Here is a 20,150-nt window from a genome sequence, read left to right as displayed (position 1 = left end):
TAATATGCGACCATTACTCCTATTGATTATTACGACCTTATTCCTGATAAATTGTAAAGAAGCCACTGGTGTAAAAAGCGAAATGGAGATAGCTATTGTAATCTCCAATGTTGAGGTATCCAAACAGGATTTGGTTCTTAACCAAATTGAAGGGAAATGGTATTATAAAAACCAGCCTTACAATGGGTATTCGGTGAAATTTCATGCCAATGATACCTTGGCGGAAAGACTAGGGTTTCTAAATGGTAAGAGAGAAGGCGTGGCAAGAAGATGGTCAGAAAATGGAGTGCTTAGGGTAGAGTCCACCTATCATCAAAATAAGTTGGTGGGGGTTTATAAAAGTTGGTGGGAAAACGGAGTGTTGGCGGAAGAATCCCATTACGTTAATGGCTTGAAGCATGGGGAGGAAAAACAGTGGCATGCCACAGGGCAATTGTCCAAATTAAGGCAATTGATAGACGGTAATGAGGAAGGATTGCAAAAGGCCTGGCTGCCCAACGGTAAGTTATATGTTAATTATGAGGCCAAAAACGGACGCATTTTTGGGATGCTCAGGGCTAATTCATGTTATAAGTTAGAAAATGAGGTGGTTATTAGCGATTAGAAAAGTTGGGTTTGTTTTAATGTGTTTGTTTGCATTTCTTACGGGCTGCAAAGAACAAGTTAAAAAGGAGAATATTAAAGTGGAAGAAACAAGTAGGGTAGCATACCTGCCCTACTATAGTGATGAATCCTTTACTCCATATTGGTTATCCCCTAATAGTGAAGAGGAAAAGAGTTTCCACAAAATTCGGGATTTCAGTTTGGTAAATCAATTGGGGGATACTGTTTCCCAAAAGACTTTCGATGATAAGATATATGTTGCGGATTTCTTTTTTACCACTTGTCCTGGTATTTGTCTAAAAATGACGGGTAATATGGTAAAAGTGCAGGAGGCATTTAAGGACGATCCAGAAGTATTATTGTTGTCACATTCGGCAACACCCTCTATAGATTCTGTCCCCATACTTAAGAATTATGCCGAAAAAAACGGAGTAATGGATAATAAATGGCATTTGGTTACAGGGGACAAAACGGAAATTTACGATCTGGGAAGAAATCAATATTTTGTAGAAAACGATTTGGGGGTGCCAAAGGATATAAACGACTTTTTGCACACGGAAAACTTCTTATTGGTAGATAAAAACAAACATATTAGGGGTATTTATAATGGGTTGAACAGGGCATCCATAGCCCAACTAATTACAGATATCAAAGCCTTAAAACTGGAGTAGTTGCTATGCGTTTATTTGCGAAAATTCGACGGGGTTTCATTATTTCCGGCAAATTCAAAAACTATCTGTTATATGCCTTTGGAGAAATATTCCTAATTGTTATAGGTATCCTGATCGCGTGGAAAATCAACGATCTTAATGAAATCAGGAAAAATCGGATAGTGGAGATGAAAATCTATCATAGCCTGTATGAAGAATTGAATACAAATTTGAAAGTTCTTAATGAGGGCATTGTTAAATACTCTGGCAATATTAACAGATTGGAAGCTACCATGAGTTACATTGGCCTGGCTCCCGAACAAATTACGCCAGGGGCCAAGGATACCATAGTGCACATTAATTATGCTCCAATGGTCTTGTTGGACGGGGCCTTAAATTCTGTTATCAATACTTCTAAATTTGAAATTATTGAAAGCGATTCGTTAAAAACCCTTATAGCCAATTATCCCACTGAAATTGCTGAATTTAAGATTACAGATTCAAAGATCAATGATATAGTGGTCAATCACTTGCAGCCGGTATTGGAAAAACACCTTGCCTTAGTAGATATACTTCCACAGGAAAACCCTAAGTATAACAACATTAGGGATTTTGGAAAAATGTCCAATTATTACACATTATTGAATACAAAGGAATATCAGAACGCGTTGGTAGATAGATTGATACAAACTGAAAACCTTTTGACCCAGGCCAAAAAATTAAGGAATAGAACCCAGATTATGGGCATAAAATTACGCCAGGAGCTGGGGTATCCTGAAGAATATTTACAATAGAATTTCATTGTGGACACGTACGACTTAGTACTTAAATCGACCTGTGTTTAAAGAGGCCAGTTTAAGTGATTTCGGAAAGCAAAGATTTTGTTGGCGATTTTGTAGGTTCCCATTAAGATGAGGGGAGATATTCCTCTTATTAGTTTAGTTAGATTTAAAAGGGAGGTAGTTCCTCCCTTTTTCTATTCGTTTGATACCAAATCCATAAAAATCAGGCAGTCAATTCAATTGAATTGATATTGTTATACAGTTTCAACCATCACCCTTGATCATAAAATGAAGTCCAGGAGGCATAAAACCTCTAGGAAATAGCGTTCAAAACAGCATAATTATGCCAATAATCAATACTAAAAGCTATCTTTTATTTTTAAAAGTTAATTTTACAGATATTAAGTTTTAAAATAAATAAAACATGATGAAAACGAAATTTTTTGTAGCTGTTCTTGGTTCTGCACTATTATTAACAATCTCCAGTTGTAAGAATAAAACTGAAGAAAAAACAGTGGTCCAGTCGGAAAGACCCAATATTCTTTTTATAATGTCCGATGACCATACCGCTCAGGCTTGGGGGATTTATGGGGGCATACTCAAGGATTATGTACACAATCCCAATATTAAACGGTTGGCCGCAGAGGGTTGCGTTTTGGAGAATTGTTTGGTTTCCAATTCCATTTGTACACCCAGTAGGGCAACGATCCTCACCGGACAGTACAGTCATATTAATGGAGTTACTACCTTAGGCGCGGGCTTGTCTCCCAAACATAACAATATAGCAAAAGAGCTGCAAAAGGGTGGTTATGCCACATCCGTTATAGGGAAATGGCATTTAAAACAAGAGCCTGCAGGATTTGATTATTATGCAGTATTGCCCGGGCAGGGCGATTATTGGAACCCAAGATTGAAAACAGCGGACAATTGGGAAGACTACTACGGTGGAGGTAAAGTAGTGGAAGGTTTCAGTACCGATATCATTGCCGATAAAACCATGGAGTGGATAGAAAACAGGGACAAATCCAAACCCTTTATGGCCATGTGCCATTTTAAGGCTACTCACGAACCCTATGATTACCCTGAACGCTTTAGTCATCTATATCGCGATGAGGAAATTCCTGTTCCCGATTCTTTTTATGATCAAGGAGCGGAAACTACAGGCCGGGTATTTAAAGGACAATCCATAGATAACCTTCAAAAGCGCTATTTGGCTGCCACTGCCGATCCGGCATTGAGAAAAGATTATATGGCCTATCCGGAATTGCCTTTTTCGGTTGAAGGTCTTAGCGCAGATGAGGCAAGAATGAAAACCTATCAGAAATTTGTAAAGGATTTCATGCGCTGCGGAGCTGCCATTGATGACAATATAGGCAGGTTGTTGGATTATTTGGAAAAATCTGGATTGGCAGAAAACACCATAGTTATTTACACGGCTGATCAGGGTTATTTCTTAGGGGAACACGGTTGGTTCGACAAGCGTTTGATCTATGAGGAATCCATTCATATGCCATTTGTCATAAGATACCCAAAAGAGATTCCCGCTGGGACCCGTAATGCCGATATCATTGAAAATGCCGATTTCTCGGCCCTGTTTGCGGATTATGCCGGTATAGAGTATCCGGAAACCATGCAAGGCCATAGTTTTCGGGAGAACTTAAAAGGAAATACCCCTGCAGATTGGCGCAAGCATGGCTACTATAGGTATTGGGACCATTCCAAAGATCGCCCTGGCCATTTTGGAATTAGGGGAGAGCGTTACAAGCTCGCATTTTATTATGGAAACGGACTCAAAGTAAATGAGTATACCAAAGAAGAACAACCAGATAAATATTGGGAATTCTTTGATTTGGAACAGGATCCCAAGGAACTTCGAAACGCCTATGATAATCCTAAATACAAGGATATCATCAAAGAAATGAAAGAGGAGATATTAAGGCAAAGGGAAGCCTTGGGGGATACCGATTCGGATAATCCGGAAATACATCAAATTATCGATGACCATTGGGAAAGTTAGGAATACAAGGGTGCACTAAATAAGAATTGAGCAATAATGATCAGAAGTTAAACGGATGCAAAGAAGAAATATACTTACCTTATTTTTTGTCCTGTTCTTACTAATTGAAGGGACAAAGGCCCAGGAAAAATTAAAATTGTCCTATATACAACCTGCTACAGAATGGACAGAAGCGTTACCAGTGGGCAACGGTAGTCTTGGGGCTATAATCTATGGAGGTGCTTCACTAGAGCATATTCAATTTAATGAAGAAACGCTTTGGCGTGGACAACCCCACGATTATTCCAACAAAGATGCTGGAGATTATTTAAATGAAATACGGCAGTTGCTTACAGAAGGTAAACAAATGGAGGCCCAAAAATTGGCACAGCAAGAGTTTATGAGCGAACCCTTACAGCAAGTGCATTATCAACCATTTGGTGATATTTATATCGATTTCAAAAACCATGATAACTACACCAATTATAAGCGCGAACTCAATTTAAATAATGCCATTGGTTCGGTATCCTATACCGTTGAAGGTGTAGAATATAAGCGTGAGGTATTGTCCAGTTTTCCGGATCAGATTATTGCGGTTAACCTAACTTCCAATAAAGCCAAAGCCCTTAATTTCGATTTGTGGTTAGATGCTATTCATGAAGATAAAGCGGTGAAGACCAATGGTTCTACTCAAACCCTGGAAGTTAAGGTTAAAGATGGCGCTTTAAGAGGGGTATCTACGCTAAGGGTGGAAACAAACGGTACCGTAAAAACGGTGGGAGGGAAACTTCAAATCTCCAAGGCCTCAAAAGCCACCATCTATTTAACCGCTGCTACAAATTATATTGATTTTGAAGACGTTTCCGGGGAGCCTGAAAAAATGGTATCTGAAATATTGACTAAAGTTGCTAGTACAAATTTCAAAGCGGTTAAAGAAAAGCATGTCTCAGATTACCAATCCTTATACAACCGTTTTGACATTAGTTTTGGGGATAACGGAAAATCCAAAAATCCGACCGATCAACGTATTTCCGATTTCAGCAGCGATCCAAATGATCCGCAACTGGTTGCGTTGTATGTGGCATATGCGAGATATCTAACCCTTGCCAGTAGTCGCCCAGGAACAAAGCCAGCAACGCTTCAAGGTATTTGGAACGATAAATTAACACCCCCATGGTTTAGTAGTTATACCACGAACATTAATTTGGAAATGAATTACTGGCCGGTAGAAATGTACAATTTAAGTGAATGCCACGAACCCTTGTTCGATTTAATTGAAGACCTTTCAATTACGGGAGCCAAAGTGGCCAAAGCACATTACAATGCCGAGGGTTGGATTGCACACCACAATATTGATATTTGGCGTGGCGCAGCTCCGGTAAACGCATCGCACCACGGTATTTGGTTGGGTGGGGCGGCTTGGTTAAGCACCCATATATGGGAGCATTATCTATACACCCAAGATAAAGAATTTTTGTTGGAGAAGTACCCGTTAATGCGAAGTGCTGCCTTGTTTTACAGTCAGTTTTTATACGAAGACCCCAATACAGGGTATTTGATTAGTTCACCATCAAACTCCCCGGAAATTGGTGGTTTGGTGGCTGGCCCAACCATGGACCATCAGTTGATCAGGGCATTGTTCAAAAATATTATTGAAGCTTCAAGAATTTTAAATACAGATCAGGAATTTGCTTCAACCCTGGGGCCTATGATTGCTAAAATTGCTCCAAACCAAATAGGAAAGCATGGACAATTACAGGAATGGTTGGAAGATAAGGATGACCCGGAAAATCATCACCGTCATGTTTCACATCTTTGGGCGGTGCACCCGGGGAATGAAATTAATTATGAGGACACGCCAGATTTAATGGAGGCGGCAAAGCAGTCCTTGGAATATAGAGGTGACAATGGCACCGGCTGGAGTTTGGCCTGGAAAATTAATTTTTGGTCTCGATTTAGGGATGGTGACCATGCTTACAAGCTATTGCATAAACTTCTAAGTCCTGCCGAAGGTGCGGATGGAAAAGAAGGTGGAGGCTCATACCCCAATCTGTTTGATGCACATCCACCATTTCAAATTGATGGAAATTTTGGAGGTGCCTCCGGAATTTTAGAAATGATTTTGCAAAGCCATTTAGATAAAATTGAATTATTGCCAGCCTTACCTACTGCCTTGGCAGAAGGACGTGTTTCGGGTATTGTGGCCAGAGGAGGGTTTGAATTGTCTTTTTCTTGGAAAAAAAGTCAATTGATAGGCGTTTCGGTACTTTCAAAAAGTGGTCTGCCATGTATTTTAAAATACAAGGATAACACTATTGAATTTGAAACTGAAGCAGGAAGAACCTATCATTTTGATGGTTTGTTGAACAAAAAATAGAACAATATAATGTATAGAATAAAATTGATGGCGATTATTATTACGGCATTTTTAAGTTGTAAAACAGTATTGGTTGCCCAAAATAAAAATTCCAAACCAAACATAATCATTGTCTTTACTGACGATCAAGGGTATCAGGACGTAGGCGTTTTTGGTTCGCCCCTGATTAAAACCCCAAACCTTGATAAGATGGCTGAAAACGGTATAAAGTTTACTGATTTTTATTCGGCTTCACCCGTGTGTTCCCCATCAAGAGCAGCATTGCTGACAGGAGCTTACCCAACTCGGGTTGGGGTTCCAAAAGTACTTTGGCCAAACTTACCAGGAGGATTACCAAATGAGGAATTGACTATAGCCGATATGCTTAAAACCCAAAACTACGTTACAGCTTGTATTGGGAAATGGCATTTAGGGGATAAGGATCAATATATGCCAACTGCTCAAGGCTTCGATATGTATTATGGTATTCCATATAGCAACGATATGTCTGTATATCCTAAAGCCAAAGTCTCAGAAAAGGTTTTGTACAGAGAGGGCATGACCGTCGATAGTTTGAGACAGGAAAAATGGAGAGGAGGCGTTGTGCCGTTAACGGAACAAAATGAAATTATTGAATACCCCGTAGATCAATCGACATTAACACAGCGCTACACAAAAAAAGCTTTGGAGTTTATTGAGGAGAATAAAGAAGAACCGTTCTTCTTGTATCTAGCGCATTCAATGCCCCATATTCCCTTATTTGCTTCCGCAGAATTTAAAGGGAAAAGCGCACGAGGTTTGTACGGTGATGTCATTGAAGAGATAGATTGGAGCATGGGCCAAATTTTAGAGACTCTGGAAGCTATGGATCTGGATGAAAATACCCTGGTGATTTTTACATCGGACAATGGCCCATGGAATCTCAAGAATGGTCATGGGGGATCTGCCCTACCCTTAAGAGGGTTTAAATTTGAGACCTATGAAGGCGGAATGCGGGTTCCCATGATCGCCCAATGGAAAGGAGCCATACCTGCTGGGACCGTTTGTTCCGAAGTAGCCTCCACCATAGATTTATTGCCCACTATCGCCCATCTGACCAATAGCGATATGCCCGAAGAAAAAGTGGACGGAAAAAATATTTGGCCGTTATTGGCGGGGAAGAAAAAGGCTTCGCCACATAAGAAAGAGGGGTTCTATTATTACTCGGGCGAAACAGCGGAAGCTGTTCGAAAGGGCGATTGGAAACTAAGGCGGAAAGAAGGGGAAATAGAACTTTTCAATCTAGCCGAGGATATATCCGAAAGTGACAACTTAGCCGAAACCCATCCTAAAATAGTACAAAAGCTGATCAAGATGCTTGACGATTTTGACACCGAATTAAAAGCGGACAATAATAGGTATCGGTAAAGGAACATTTAAGGGTAGTGGTTAGATGATATTTGGGATAGATCGTATTGATTTGTAGCTTTCAACGGATCGCTTCGATGGCCCAACCCATGGGGAAAGAACGTTTAAAAAAAAGGAGCTTGAACTTCATAGTTAAATAATATTAGTAAAATGAAACGACTGGATTTTTTAAAAAAAGCTGGTGCGGCCAGCGTTGGCTTAGCATTGCTCCCGCAGGTATATTCTTGCGGAACCAATAAAAGTATAGCCGAAAAGGCCTGGTCAGGGTTAAGGGCACAAGAAGGTCCCATATTTTCCTATGTGCACCCGAAAAAAGGCGTACCAAATGTATTGCTCTACGGGGATTCGATCTCAATTGGTTATACCACCACGGTTAGGGAGGAACTGGCAGGAAAAGCCTCGGTGTTTAGAATATTCAGTAATGGTATTTCTAGCCACGACTTTATTCCAAAGATGGATAAACTTGAGCAAACTATGTTTAAACCACATTTAAAAGGTGGTTGGGATTTTGAATGGGACGTGATTCATTTCAACGTAGGACTTCATGACATAAAGTACATGAGCAGTAAGGGAGTGGATAAAGAAAATGGAAAGATCATTTCCTCTGTGGCGACCTACCAAGAAAACATGAGGGCCATATGTGAATACTTAGAACTCAATTTTCCTAATACTAAATTGATTTTTGCTACCACTACCCCCGTTCCCGAAAACGCAAACGGGCGTTACGCTGGCGATGCCAAAAAATATAATGAAGCCGCTTTGGAGGTATTAAAGGACTATCCTTCTGTTATTATAAATGACCTATATGGCTATACCCTGCCCAATCATGAAAAATGGATGGTAAAACCTGGTAACGTACATTATAATAAATTGGGGACAACGGAACAAGGAAAGAAAGTAGCCGAAGTAATCCTTGAACAACTAAACCAATAGTTAAATGTCTAAATATTTCACGTACATACTGTTTTTTTCAATGTTTGGGTTCAACCTTCAATTAGTAGCCCAAAACTATCATTTTGTACCACAACCTGAGTCGGTTTCCTTTATAGATGATGCATTTGTTTTGGACAAGAATACCAAAGTGGTGGTGCCCAAAAAGTTTCAAGGGGTTCTTATTCCATATTTAGCGGAAAAATTCCATAAGGATCTAGGGCTTAACCTTACCTATTCTTACCGAAATCCTGAGGTGGGGGAAAAGCATATTTTATTTAGGTTGGATAAAAGGTTGTCGGTAAGGGATGAGGGTTATTTGCTAGAGGTGCAACCAGAATCCATTGTGGTGACCGCCAAGGATTACGGAGGACTTTTTAATGGATTTCAGACCTTGCGCCAGTCCTTTCCTTTGCAAAATTCCGGAACGGTAAAACTGCCGGATATGACGGTCAAGGACAACCCTAGATTTGGTTGGCGCGGCATTATGTTGGATGTTTCCAGACATTTTCAACCTAAAGAATTTATCTTAAAGCATATAGATGTTCTTTCCTCCTATAAGGTGAACAAATTCCATTGGCATCTGACCGATGACCAAGGGTGGCGTATCGAAATAAAAAAGTACCCAAACCTTACTGAAAAAGGAGCTTGGCGTGCCGACAGAACTGGCGTAAGCTGGTGGCAACGCGAGGAAGCAACGGCCGAAGAACCAAAAACGGTTGGGGGTTTTTATACCCAAGAAGACATTAAGGAGGTCATTGCTTACGCAAAAGTGCGCAATGTTGAGGTTATCCCGGAAATTGATGTACCGGGACACAGCAAGGCCCTGGTGGCATCCTACCCCCACTTGTTTTGCTATGATGAATCCGACGCCAATTTTGAAGTTGCCGTAGGAGGCAAGGCGCCCGATAATGCGGTCTGCGCAGGCAAGGATACTACCTACGAATTTTTGGAAGGGGTAATAGAGGAGGTTGCGGCGCTGTTCCCGTCAAAATACCTTCATATTGGTGGTGACGAGTGCAATAAATCCAATTGGAAAAAATGTCCGTATTGCCAAGGAGTAAAAACAGAAAACAACTTAAAGGACGAAGAGGAACTACAGAGTTAATTTATACAAAAGGTGCATAAGATGGTAAAGGCCCAAAATAAGACCATGATAGGTTGGGATGAGATTTTAAGCGGTCAGGGTGCTCCGGGAGCGACCATTATGGCATGGAGAAGAGGTACTTATACCCCGCAGATTACAGCACCTCAAAATGGTTATCCTACCATAATGACATCTTATAAATATATGTATATCAGTCAGGTTCAGGGGCCTACTTTTATGGAGCCCGAAGGGCCAAAGGTGGTATTGCCCTTGTCCAAAGTATACGCCCATGAGCCCATTCCGGAAGAATTGACACCCGAGGAGGTAAATAGGGTTCTTGGTAATGAAGCCTGTTTGTGGGGAGAATTTACGTCCACTCAGGAACATTGTGAATATATGCTGTACCCACGTGCCCTAGCCAGTGCAGAGGTGTCATGGAGCGATCCCAAAGTTAAGGATTGGAAGCGATTTCAAACTGCCCTGGAAGACTCCCACTTTAAAAGACTGGAACGGGAGCAAGTAAATTATGCCAACAGTATGTTTACGGTATATGCGTCATACGCCTTGGACCAATTAAAAAGCGAGGCCCATGTGTATTTAAATACAGAAACTGTTGGGTATGATATATTTTATGCCCCCAATGGGGAAGACCCTTCAACGGCTTCCGTTAAGTACGAGGGCAATTTTATTGCGCCTCCCAAAACCCTTGTTAAAGCTGGGCTCTTTAATAAGGAAGGAAGACTATTGGGGAGCGTAACAGAAATCAGATTAAAATAAAAAACATGAAGTTTTCTAAATTATAAATCCTTTTTCTGATGATGATGGCATCGGTAACAGGACAGGAGCCACCTAATATCATTTATATTATTTGCGATATGGGGCCGTACAGGTCTTATATCGGGAATAGGGAAAGGTTCCCACTCCCCAAAGAGACAAAATAGCTAGGGCGGGAATGGTATTTACTGACGCCTATTCCTCTTTAGAAACAGGAAAAAGGGAACTGGATATTATACCTTAGGCCTAAACCTTGAAATTTGCGTTTGCCGATTGGAATCAATTTAAAAAAGAGTTATAGCGGCCATTAATTTGAAATTGGTTTTAAATGAAGCTTTTATAAGGCCAATGACAAAGCTTCATTACAGGCCCAGAAAAGAAAAGAATTGGGTCTTATGGCTTTCTCCTATTGGGATTCGGGTATCATTGATTACAATTCGGTTCCTTTGTATGGTCTTAATGACATTAACGTTGACAACGAAAGATTTATGAACCCGTATAAATTGGTTTTGTGGTAACTTGTCCAAAAGGTCCTTAAAGCTTAAAAGTGTCAATATTGTCTTGTTGGTACCTTTAATATGGATTTTAAGATAATCCTTAAGCCCTTGAATGTATTCAATTTCATCCAGATCTATCTTAATATTTTCATGTTCGGATTTCACAAAAATAAATTTCTGTGTATCGTTCTGCCCTCCATTGGAAGGAAAAATATTGGCAATTGAAGGTTTTTCCTTTTGTGCCAAAATTTCCTTGGTTCTGGAAACTGCCTTAATAAATCTATGGTAAGGAATTGGCTTTACCAGATAATCCACTGCATTCAGTTCAAAACCTTCCACTGCATATTGGGTATAGGCTGTGGTGAATATAAACAAGGGTCGGTTTTCCAGCGCACTTATAAATTCCAAACCGCTGATTTGGGGCATTTCAATGTCACAAAAAATCAGGTCGATATTCTTTTCCCTAATAATGGATATGGCATCCAATGGATTGGTAAATGTCCCTACAACCTCTGTAAAATCTATTTTTTTGCAATAGTCCGTCAATACATCTATGGCCAATGGCTCGTCATCAATGATTATGCAGTTCATAGTTTTTTAAATTTAAAGTTAAATTTACTTCGTAGGTTTTTCCATCATCATTTATAAGTAATACATGGGAATGGGGATATAAATAGTTCAATCTATTTTTGACGTTCTCCAGACCCACTCCGCTACTTTCCGATTTCGCTTTAAAAGTCCCGATTATGTTGGTTACTTGTAGATGTATGGACTCGTTATTTATGGAAAGGTTTATTTTAACAAAGGTCTTTCCGTTGAAATCCGTACCATATTTGAATGCGTTTTCAATAAAGGAGATAAATAATAGCGGGGGTACAAATTTCCCTCTTTCCTCGCCCGATATTTTTAGGGTTACATCCTCACTATTGGATAGTCGCAGCCTTTGCAATGCCACATAACTTTTAATGTATTCCAGTTCCTTACCTAGCGGAACCAGTTTTTTGTCGGCTTCGTAAAGCATATACCGCATTAGTTCGGATAAATTAATGACCGCTTCAGGGGTGTCCAGGGATTGTTTTACGGAAAGGGAATAGATAGTATTCAAGGAATTAAAAAGAAAATGCGGGTTTAATTGGGTCTTTAAAAATTGAAGTTCTGACTGTATTTTTTCTTTTTCCACTAATTTTCTCAGGTCCTCGTTTTTCTGCCATTCCGTATAGACCTTTAGCATGGTGCTGAAAATATAGGGCACGGCAAAGATTACGGTGGTCATCAAAAAAAAGCGGAATGCCCCTGGACCACCATCGCCGTGTTGTCGCATACGTACGGCCCTTCGGGGAAGCTCATCGGGAGGAGATGGAGGGAAAGCTATATTTGTATAAAAGCCTACTGCGAAAAGCAGTAAGACCGAAAGTACAATATAGTACCAAATACGGTCTTTCAGTAATAATTTCGGTACCAGGTAATAATAATTGAGGTAGAAGAGTGCCATGGCCAAGAGTAATTTTGCCAATAGATTATAGGGTAGGGACCTGGAACCAGTCAAAAAAGGATAGGACAGCAAGCCGTATAGCATGAACCATAATAATGCGTGAACAAGCCATTGCGGAATATTTTTCTTATCAAGTACCATGGACTTCTTTAGTAAAGGTTAAATTCAGGAATCTGCAATTCTTTAAGCTCGGAAATTGTCAATATAGGACTTTCTTTTTTTAATAATTTGCTGATGACCTTATTGGCGGTACGCTCTGCATCCTCCGCGGTTTTAAACGGCCTTTTTCCTTTTAAAATAGGAATATACTCCTGTTTTATAAGTACTCTGCTCTCTAGTTCTATTTGATATCCATAGCCATCACTCACTTTAAATATTTCTGAATGTAGGGGCAATTTACTTTCTGTTGCACCGATCTTGTAATTTGAAAAGCTCAAAAATAGAAATCCGAAAACAACCGCTATTAAAATATATGCTAATAATATTCTTTTCATTTATTGATAATCTTAAAAGAGCTATGCCAATCAGCATAGCTCTTTTCGCTAATTAATAAGTAAACATAATCAAAATCATTAATCTTCGTCGTCGTACTCGTCATAAGGGAAAAATTGCTCCAAATCATCCAAATACAGACTACCTGTGCGGCCTAGGCCTATAAATGCCTTTGCGTTATTGGAGAATACTACTGCATCCTGTCTTGATGTTCTTTCAAAACTTGTTTTGGATTCCCAAGTATCGGTACTAGGGTCATATTCCCAAATAGATTGTAAGGTGCCCCCATAGGTTCCAGTGGCTATATATCCATAATCGTTTAAGGTAAATCCTACTGCATTGCTTCGAACAATGGAGTAATCATCTTCTTCGTCAAGATCCAATTTCTGGGTCCAACTTTCTGTGGCCGAATCAAAAGCCCAAAAGTCATCCAAATAAATACCATTGGATACACCAGTTCCCATATATACATAATCCCCTATGGTAAAGGTAATTGCTGCCCTTCTTTTATCACCGCCAAAGCCCACCAACTCGTGCCAAGTATCGGTATTAGGATCGTATTTCCAAAAATCCTTCCTGTCGTTGTCACCGTCAAAGCCGGTTCCAAAATAACCATAGCCATTTATTCCAAAGGCCACGGCACTTCGCCTTGGAGTAGATGGGAAAGCTGCAATTTCCGTCCATGTATTGCTGGCAGGGTCGTAAGAATAAAAATCTGCCAGTTCATCCAAGCCATCATAACCAGAACCTATATATCCCTTGTCATTGATGGAAAAACCTACAGCGGCATTCCTTGCTGTTCCCGGGAAGTCCGCTTTTTGGGACCAATAATCACCATCCATATCATAGGACCAAAAGGAGGTTAAATAATCATCCCCATCATAACCTACACCACTGTATCCTATATTTCCAATGGTGAAATAGGCACTGCCGCTACGTGGACTCCCATCAAATACCGATTGGTCTATCCAGTTCCCCAAATCTTCGTCATCTTCGTCGTTAGAGCAACTAGCCATTAAGCAAAGTGTTAAGCTGGCCATCGTTAGCATTTTAATGTGGTTTACCCTTCCCTTCATATTATAAATGTATTTCATTAGTTAATTTTTTTTCAAAACTAGATGGCGAACATGGTGTTTGAAACTTAAATAGATAAAGGCACCTATTTAACATATGAAAACGGATATTTTATCTACCAATGGTAGAGGGTATTTAATAGCTAAAATTCGCCCTTTGGTCTTATAAGTCAGTGGGTTGGTCTATTGGGGTTTCCGGGCTAAGGAAACGCTTTTACTTTTGGCTTCAAATAATAAACGAATGAGAAAACTCCTTGGATTTATAGCTTTGTTGATATTATTGGTTTCATGTAGCGATGATACTATTAATGAATCCGATTTTGTGGCTGGCGGGACATTTACCAACAGTAATATAAGGGTAGTACAAATAGATACCATGAACGTGGAGACATACACCATGAAGTTTGATAGTCTTGTAACTTCACAAGCCACCCGCATGCTGATAGGGAAATATATGGACCCCGTTTTTGGGGCGGTAAAAAGTTCGAGTTATGCGGAATTGTTGCCAAATAGTTATTTTATCGATTCCGACGCAGAATATGATAGTATAGCCTTTTTTCTGAAGTATGACAATTATTATTATAGCGACACCCTTAAAAATAATACCATCCATATTAAGGAATTAAGTGAACTTTTAAAGCCGGCCGATGGGAGCGATTTTTACAATACCAGCAAGGTAGGGTTTTTAGAGGAAGATTTAGGGTCTATAACCTATGCCCCAAGACCTTTGGGAACGGATTCGTTATATATTAAATTGAGTGACTCCTTGGGGTTAGACCTTTTTGAGCAGTTGCAACAAAAGGATATTACCAACACCGAAGAGTTTAAGGACTACTTTCATGGGATTACCTTTCAGCCGGGCGAAGACGACGATGGGTCCATAGTAGGTTTTGATTTTTCTACCAGTGTAATGAGAATGTATTATAGTATTTCCGGAGAGGAAAGTCGGACACAATTTACCGCAGATTTTACCATAAATACAACCAGTAGTCCCATTCCATTTTTTAACCAGATGTCTGTGGTTGAAACCAACGAATATTTAAAGACACTAACAGATAAGGAAGTTGTTCTCAATAGTTCCGAATCGGATAATCAAAGTTTTGTACAATCTGGTATTGGATACACGACCAAAATAGAATTTTTGAATCTAAAAACACTGTTCGATATTCAGGGCCAGGGTACTTTGTTGAATGCTGTTCTTAAAATTAAACCAGTTTTGGGATCTTATAGTGATGAACTGGCCTTAAGGGACAACCTATCGCTTTTCATAGTAGATCAAAACAATGATTTAACGGAGCAATTGGTGGGAACGGATAATGCAGCGGTACAAGCCACTTTAAACCGTGATGGTCAAGAATTCAATGACATTTATTATGAAATACCCCTGACTACCTATATAGAAGGAATATTGTCTACAGAAAGGGATGCCGACTATGCAATTATTCTTTTGCCAGAGAATTACAACAGCACTGTAGACCGTTTTGTTTTAATGGGAAAAGAGGGCACTAACCAAGGTGTAAAATTGGAACTTACCTATGCAATATATGATGAAGATGAATAAATTACCTTTATTTGCCCTATTTCTAATACTTTTATCCGTAATTCCTGTTTTGGGCCAATCCGAGGGGCTCACAAGTTCACCTTATTCCCTATATGGTCTCGGTGTAATAAATCAGACCAGTATTGGGCGGACCAATGGGATGGGGTATTCCGGTATAGCCTTGAAATCGGATACGGAAATAAACAATTTAAACCCGGCCAACTTTGCCTTGACACCCCAAAATTCATTTTTTTATGATGTAGGTCTAAGGGGAAAGTATAACAATTATAGCAATAGGATAAACGATGAGGCAAAAACTACGGTCAACTTTTCCAATTTGGCCCTTGCCTTTCGGATAGCGGACAGACTGGGTGCAGGTATTGCCCTGGTTCCATATACCGATGTTGGTTATACCCTGGTAGGGGTAAAAACCAATATTGAGGGATCTGAAGAATACTTTGAAAGTAATGTGAATGGACTTGGCGGAATGAGTGATCTTAAGTTCAACCTGGGTTATGGAATTACCGATAATTTAAGGTTTGGAGCCAGTTTTTCCATATTATTTGGAAAAATTGAGGAGGAGGAATCCTTTCAGGTTTACAGTAGTGCCCTGGTCTCCACGGAGGATACCAATTACAGCGGTGCCCGTGTTGGTCTTGGATTGCAATATGACCTCACAAATAAAATCACCATTGGAAGTACGGTGCAACTTCCAACGAGCCTAAAGGGTAGTGTAAGGCGCTCTGTAATTAAAAGTCTGAACGGGGTTGAAATAGACGTGGAAGAGGATGAAAGTGATACTGTCGCGGATTTCAATATGCCATTGGAACTGGGGGTGGGGCTAAGCACAAATTTTCTAAAATCCTTTACCTTAAATGCTGATTATAAAAAGAATTACTGGAGTGATACCAAACAGACCGAGAATATAGGAACATACGTTGATCAGGATATCTATGCGGTTGGTTTGGAATTCGTAAGAAATGCTGCCAGCTATAAATTTAACCAGCGTATTCGATATAGAACTGGGTTCAACTATGACACTGGGTATTTGTCCATTAATGACAAAAAAATAGATGGCTATAATTTTACCGCCGGTATTGGTTTGCCTATTGGCCGGGGTAATAATTCTATGCTTAATTTCTCCTATTCCTATGGATCCACAGGATTAATAGAAAATATACTCGTTAAGGAAAATTACCATGTACTTACCCTGAATTTAAGCTTAGAGGACTTGTGGTTTAAAAAACGTAAGACCGACTAATACCAGGTCACTATGAAGGTTATACAAAGCATTGAAATGCTATAGCAGAACGAACCCCGCTTTTTGGCGGGGTTTCTGTTTCTTATACCGTGGTCCTAAGTTTGGTTTCATCAAGGGGCCTAGGGTCAACCCCGGACCTAAATGTTATTCTTTGGGAACTTGTAAGGGGGATTACATCCGTACGGATTTCACAGTAAAAAAATCAATCCAAGCTATTTTTGGCAATGTAATCCAAAAAGTCAGGTTTATAATTTTCTGAAACCGTAATGCGTTGATCCCTAACTATGATCTGACTGCGTTCTATTACATCGATCGCTTGTAAGGAAACGATGAAAGAGCGATGTACGCGCATAAATTTATCTTTTGGAAGTTCCTCTTCCAAGCTTTTGAGATTCATTAAGGTTAAGATGGCCTTAGGCTGACCTTTAAGCCAAATTTTGATATAGTCCTTCAAGCCTTCAAAGTACAGCACATCATCCAGATTGATCTTCAATTGCTTGTATTCGGATTTAACAAAAAGGAACTTTTTATCTTGAACAGAAGTTTCATTGGCACGACCTTTGACCAAGGCAAACCAATCCTTGGCCTTGGTTGCAGCGATCAAAAACTCCTCATAGTCGAACGGCTTTAACAAATAGTCCAAGGCTTCAACCTTATAGCCTTCAAGAGCATACTCACTAAAGGCCGTTGTAAAAATGACACGGGTACTTTTGGGAATTAGTTTGGATAATCCAATCCCAGTGAGGTCCGGCATTTGTATGTCTAAAAAAAGTAGATCAACTTTCTCGTTTTCCAAGTACCTTAAAGCCTCTATGGCACTATCGCATTTATGTCTAAGATTTAAAAAAGGTGTTTTAGTTACATAACCTTCAATTAGCTGCAACGCCATAGGTTCATCATCCACTATTAAACAGCTTATCTTATTCGAGTTCATTTCCATTAAATTTCAAGTGTTAGCACAGCGGTAAAGGTTTCGTCCTTAACTTGATAAACAAAGCTGTGACTATCTGGATATAACAATTGCAGTCTTTTTCTAAGGTTTTCCAAGCCAATGCCAGAACCGCTTTTATCCGAATCGCTTTTGGGCAGATTTTGGTTCTTTGCTGTAAAGGCCAGAAAGGTATCCGTTATTTCCATTTTAAAGGACAATGAGGCCTCGCTACTGGCAGGAATACCATGCTTAAAGGCATTCTCTGCCAAGGTAATAAATAATAGTGGTACCACTTTAATATGTTGCGGAACAGTGGGAAAGGAATACGATATAGTAATCTTATCTGAAAACCTTAGTTTCATAAGTTCGATATACTGCGTCATAAAATCAATTTCCTTTTGCAGGGCTACCTTCTCGGTATCCGTATCGTACAATAGATACCTCATTAATTTGCCCAAACTGTGGATAGTTTTTTTTGCAGTTGCAGGGGAACTATCTACTAAGGCATATATGTTGTTAAGTGAATTAAAGAAGAAATGTGGCTGCAATTGATATTTTAAGTGCTGTATCTCTGCCTGCAACTTTATAGTCTGTGCCTCTTTGCGTTCGTTCTCGGATTTGAACCAGCGTTCTGTGGTCTTTAGGGCTACGGAAAATACAATGGGCACCATAGATGCAATCATGTCCACATAAAGAAATAAATTTTTCGGTGGTCCTTTATCGTTACTACGATTAAGGATTAGCTGGTCCATTAAAAAGCCCTTAAGCTCATGGTTGGTAAAAACAAAAAAGGCAATTAAACCAGAATTGATCAATATGAACGGCAAAATTTCATTCTTAAAAAGAAATCTATCTATAAGATAAAGATAATTGAAGTAAAAAATAATTGCATAAAAGCATAGCGGAATCCATGAGTGTATCAGGGTCCGATTAAAGATTTGTTCTGAATCTTGACCCAAGGAAAGCAAATAGGGTAGACCTATTAATATCGCCCACGTTAATAGGTGGAGTAAAGGGATTAAATTCTTTTTTTTATTCAGTGTCATCTACTTTGTTCTTATTCATATCGCAATGCAGTAATTGGGTCTAGAGATGCGGCCTTTCTTGCCGGATACCATCCAAAAAATATTCCAGTAACGGCACAAACAGCGAAGGAAATTATGATGGAGTATAATGCAACGTTAGTGGGCCAATGTAAGAATTTTTCAATAAATACGGTCGAACCAAGCCCTAGAATTACCCCTAAAAGTCCTCCAGTAATGCTTATTAAAATGGCTTCGATCAAAAATTGCATTAGAATATCCGATCCCTTTCCGCCTACTGCCATCCGCAGCCCAATTTCTTTGGTTCGTTCCTTTACCGAAACATACATGATATTCATGATGCCAATACCTCCTATCAATAATGAAATTCCTGCTACCGCAACCAAAAGAATAGTTAGCATTTCACTGGTTGCACTAAATGTAGAAATTAACTCTTCCATTGAACGCACGTTAAAATCATCATCTTGATTATCGGTCAATTTATGTTGTGACCGTAAAATTTCTGTTACTTGGGTTACGGCATCCGGAGCATCCTCCTCACTAATGGCAGAGGCTATGACCTGATTTAAATGATCAATGGCCAAAATACGCTTTTGTACCGTGGTAAAGGGAGCAATAACCACATCATCTTGATCTTGGCCAAAGGTGTTTTCCCCTTTTTCCTCCAATACCCCAATTACTTTAAATGGAATACTGTTAAAGCGGATCATTTTTCCAACGGGGTCTTCCCCATTGGGAAATATATTGTCCACAACGGTCTGGCCTATCAGAACTACTTTGGAGGCCGATTGCACTTCTGCATCGGTAAACATACTACCACTTTGTAGATCGATCATCTTAATATTTAGATAGTCGGGATTTACACCATAAATAGTAGAAGGCCAGTTGTTGGAACCATTAATAACTTGGCCGCCCCCATTAACCACGGGCGTTATATAGGTTAATAGGTCTGCCTGTTGCTTAATGGCCTTATAGTCGCTTAGCGTTAAAGATTCCATGGCGCTACGTTCCTGTCTAACCCCTCCACGCATATCTGCACCTGGTCTAATGGTTATCATATTAGATCCCATACTGGAAATAGTACTGCGAATACTGTCCTTGGAACCTTCTCCAATAGCGAGCATTGCGATTACAGACGCCACTCCTATGATAATGCCTAGCATGGTAAGAAGGGTTCTCATTTTGTTAAGAATGATAGCCTTAAATGCAATTTTAAATAAATTTAATAGTCTCATA

The 20,150-nt window shown here is 39.7% G+C and carries 17 protein-coding genes and 1 pseudogene; 11 read left to right on the top strand and 7 right to left on the bottom strand.

The annotated features are described in order from the left end of the window. The first annotated feature begins 4 nt into the window (after positions 1-4). The 9 genes and pseudogenes from H4O18_RS10375 (at position 5) to H4O18_RS22170 (ending at position 10,588) form a co-directional block, all read left to right on the top strand. On the top strand, positions 5-604 hold the full coding sequence (locus H4O18_RS10375; protein ID WP_187584220.1) for a toxin-antitoxin system YwqK family antitoxin: 600 nt from the start codon (positions 5-7) through the stop codon (positions 602-604). Then, complete coding sequence (locus tag H4O18_RS10370) at positions 582-1,274, top strand: SCO family protein (protein ID WP_187584218.1); 693 nt, start codon at positions 582-584, stop codon at positions 1,272-1,274. Before H4O18_RS10375 ends, H4O18_RS10370 begins: the two co-directional genes overlap by 23 nt. A gap of 5 nt (positions 1,275-1,279) precedes the next feature. Next, positions 1,280-2,047 carry a hypothetical protein gene (locus H4O18_RS10365; RefSeq protein ID WP_187584216.1) on the top strand — a complete coding sequence of 256 codons (768 nt, stop codon included), beginning with the start codon at positions 1,280-1,282 and terminating at the stop codon, positions 2,045-2,047. A gap of 412 nt (positions 2,048-2,459) precedes the next feature. Further along, positions 2,460-4,052, top strand: a complete 1,593-nt coding sequence (locus H4O18_RS10360; protein ID WP_187584214.1) for a sulfatase family protein — start codon at positions 2,460-2,462, stop codon at positions 4,050-4,052. A gap of 55 nt (positions 4,053-4,107) precedes the next feature. Beyond that, positions 4,108-6,408 (top strand): glycoside hydrolase family 95 protein, encoded by a 2,301-nt coding sequence (locus H4O18_RS10355; protein WP_187584212.1) that lies wholly within the window; start codon positions 4,108-4,110, stop codon positions 6,406-6,408. A 9-nt stretch (positions 6,409-6,417) separates the two neighbouring features. Next, positions 6,418-7,794 (top strand): sulfatase family protein, encoded by a 1,377-nt coding sequence (locus tag H4O18_RS10350; protein ID WP_222942390.1) that lies wholly within the window; start codon positions 6,418-6,420, stop codon positions 7,792-7,794. Positions 7,795-7,944: 150 nt separating this feature from the next. Further along, a complete protein-coding gene (locus tag H4O18_RS10345) occupies positions 7,945-8,727 on the top strand; it encodes an SGNH/GDSL hydrolase family protein (protein WP_187584210.1) in 783 nt (260 codons plus the stop codon). A gap of 4 nt (positions 8,728-8,731) precedes the next feature. Continuing rightward, positions 8,732-10,243, top strand: a pseudogene (locus H4O18_RS10340) (beta-N-acetylhexosaminidase); the annotation flags it as partial. Between the two features lie 105 nt (positions 10,244-10,348). After that, positions 10,349-10,588 (top strand): chitobiase/beta-hexosaminidase C-terminal domain-containing protein, encoded by a 240-nt coding sequence (locus H4O18_RS22170; RefSeq protein ID WP_246474205.1) that lies wholly within the window; start codon positions 10,349-10,351, stop codon positions 10,586-10,588. Between the two features lie 359 nt (positions 10,589-10,947). Here the strand turns inward: H4O18_RS22170 and H4O18_RS10330 are convergent, their stop codons facing one another. The 4 genes from H4O18_RS10330 to H4O18_RS10315 all read right to left on the bottom strand — a co-directional run bounded on the left by H4O18_RS10330 (position 10,948) and on the right by H4O18_RS10315 (position 14,160). Beyond that, entirely contained in the window at positions 10,948-11,673 is a 726-nt protein-coding gene (locus H4O18_RS10330) for a LytR/AlgR family response regulator transcription factor (RefSeq protein ID WP_187584204.1), read from the bottom strand. Then, positions 11,654-12,715, bottom strand: a complete 1,062-nt coding sequence (locus H4O18_RS10325; RefSeq protein WP_187584202.1) for a sensor histidine kinase — start codon at positions 12,713-12,715, stop codon at positions 11,654-11,656. The genes H4O18_RS10330 and H4O18_RS10325 overlap by 20 nt, the downstream gene beginning before the upstream one ends. A gap of 8 nt (positions 12,716-12,723) precedes the next feature. Further along, positions 12,724-13,068, bottom strand: a complete 345-nt coding sequence (locus tag H4O18_RS10320; protein ID WP_187584200.1) for a DUF4907 domain-containing protein — start codon at positions 13,066-13,068, stop codon at positions 12,724-12,726. Between the two features lie 78 nt (positions 13,069-13,146). Continuing rightward, a complete protein-coding gene (locus H4O18_RS10315; protein WP_246474192.1) occupies positions 13,147-14,160 on the bottom strand; it encodes a Kelch repeat-containing protein in 1,014 nt (337 codons plus the stop codon). 220 nt (positions 14,161-14,380) lie between these two features. Between H4O18_RS10315 and H4O18_RS10310 the strand changes: the two genes are divergently transcribed. After that, positions 14,381-15,700 carry a DUF4270 family protein gene (locus tag H4O18_RS10310; RefSeq protein WP_187584198.1) on the top strand — a complete coding sequence of 440 codons (1,320 nt, stop codon included), beginning with the start codon at positions 14,381-14,383 and terminating at the stop codon, positions 15,698-15,700. Next, positions 15,693-16,940, top strand: a complete 1,248-nt coding sequence (bamG, locus tag H4O18_RS10305; RefSeq protein ID WP_187584196.1) for a BamG family beta-barrel-assembly machinery protein — start codon at positions 15,693-15,695, stop codon at positions 16,938-16,940. Before H4O18_RS10310 ends, bamG begins: the two co-directional genes overlap by 8 nt. 202 nt (positions 16,941-17,142) lie before the next feature. On the opposite strand, the gene H4O18_RS10300 is transcribed toward bamG, so the two are convergent. The 3 genes from H4O18_RS10300 to H4O18_RS10290 all read right to left on the bottom strand — a co-directional run bounded on the left by H4O18_RS10300 (position 17,143) and on the right by H4O18_RS10290 (position 20,149). Beyond that, positions 17,143-17,874 carry a LytR/AlgR family response regulator transcription factor gene (locus H4O18_RS10300; RefSeq protein WP_187584194.1) on the bottom strand — a complete coding sequence of 244 codons (732 nt, stop codon included), beginning with the start codon at positions 17,872-17,874 and terminating at the stop codon, positions 17,143-17,145. A gap of 5 nt (positions 17,875-17,879) precedes the next feature. Further along, on the bottom strand, positions 17,880-18,698 hold the full coding sequence (locus H4O18_RS10295) for a sensor histidine kinase (RefSeq protein WP_246474190.1): 819 nt from the start codon (positions 18,696-18,698) through the stop codon (positions 17,880-17,882). A gap of 230 nt (positions 18,699-18,928) precedes the next feature. Further along, positions 18,929-20,149, bottom strand: coding sequence for an ABC transporter permease (locus H4O18_RS10290; protein WP_187584190.1), 1,221 nt, complete (start codon positions 20,147-20,149; stop codon positions 18,929-18,931). Between the last annotated feature and the right edge of the window lies 1 nt (position 20,150).

Origin of the sequence: Arenibacter arenosicollis (assembly GCF_014397245.1) — a bacterium.
Classification (GTDB): Bacteria; Bacteroidota; Bacteroidia; order Flavobacteriales; family Flavobacteriaceae; genus Arenibacter; species Arenibacter arenosicollis.
Note: the sequence above shows the minus strand (reverse complement) of the source record. Positions and strands in the feature narration are given on the sequence as shown.

What these genes read in the sequence shown, in the direction of transcription:
- H4O18_RS10315 (WP_246474192.1), bottom strand. Translation starts at nt 14,160, where the DNA reads ATGAAATACATTTATAATATGAAGGGAAGGGTAAACCACATTAAAATG.
- H4O18_RS10310 (WP_187584198.1), top strand. Translation starts at nt 14,381, where the DNA reads ATGAGAAAACTCCTTGGATTTATAGCTTTGTTGATATTATTGGTTTCA.
- H4O18_RS10345 (WP_187584210.1), top strand. Translation starts at nt 7,945, where the DNA reads ATGAAACGACTGGATTTTTTAAAAAAAGCTGGTGCGGCCAGCGTTGGC.
- H4O18_RS10330 (WP_187584204.1), bottom strand. Translation starts at nt 11,673, where the DNA reads ATGAACTGCATAATCATTGATGACGAGCCATTGGCCATAGATGTATTG.
- bamG (WP_187584196.1), top strand. Translation starts at nt 15,693, where the DNA reads ATGAATAAATTACCTTTATTTGCCCTATTTCTAATACTTTTATCCGTA.
- H4O18_RS10375 (WP_187584220.1), top strand. Translation starts at nt 5, where the DNA reads ATGCGACCATTACTCCTATTGATTATTACGACCTTATTCCTGATAAAT.
- H4O18_RS10355 (WP_187584212.1), top strand. Translation starts at nt 4,108, where the DNA reads ATGCAAAGAAGAAATATACTTACCTTATTTTTTGTCCTGTTCTTACTA.
- H4O18_RS10290 (WP_187584190.1), bottom strand. Translation starts at nt 20,149, where the DNA reads ATGAGACTATTAAATTTATTTAAAATTGCATTTAAGGCTATCATTCTT.
- H4O18_RS10370 (WP_187584218.1), top strand. Translation starts at nt 582, where the DNA reads ATGAGGTGGTTATTAGCGATTAGAAAAGTTGGGTTTGTTTTAATGTGT.
- H4O18_RS22170 (WP_246474205.1), top strand. Translation starts at nt 10,349, where the DNA reads ATGTTTACGGTATATGCGTCATACGCCTTGGACCAATTAAAAAGCGAG.
- H4O18_RS10360 (WP_187584214.1), top strand. Translation starts at nt 2,460, where the DNA reads ATGATGAAAACGAAATTTTTTGTAGCTGTTCTTGGTTCTGCACTATTA.
- H4O18_RS10320 (WP_187584200.1), bottom strand. Translation starts at nt 13,068, where the DNA reads ATGAAAAGAATATTATTAGCATATATTTTAATAGCGGTTGTTTTCGGA.
- H4O18_RS10365 (WP_187584216.1), top strand. Translation starts at nt 1,280, where the DNA reads ATGCGTTTATTTGCGAAAATTCGACGGGGTTTCATTATTTCCGGCAAA.
- H4O18_RS10325 (WP_187584202.1), bottom strand. Translation starts at nt 12,715, where the DNA reads ATGGTACTTGATAAGAAAAATATTCCGCAATGGCTTGTTCACGCATTA.
- H4O18_RS10300 (WP_187584194.1), bottom strand. Translation starts at nt 17,874, where the DNA reads ATGAACTCGAATAAGATAAGCTGTTTAATAGTGGATGATGAACCTATG.
- H4O18_RS10350 (WP_222942390.1), top strand. Translation starts at nt 6,418, where the DNA reads ATGTATAGAATAAAATTGATGGCGATTATTATTACGGCATTTTTAAGT.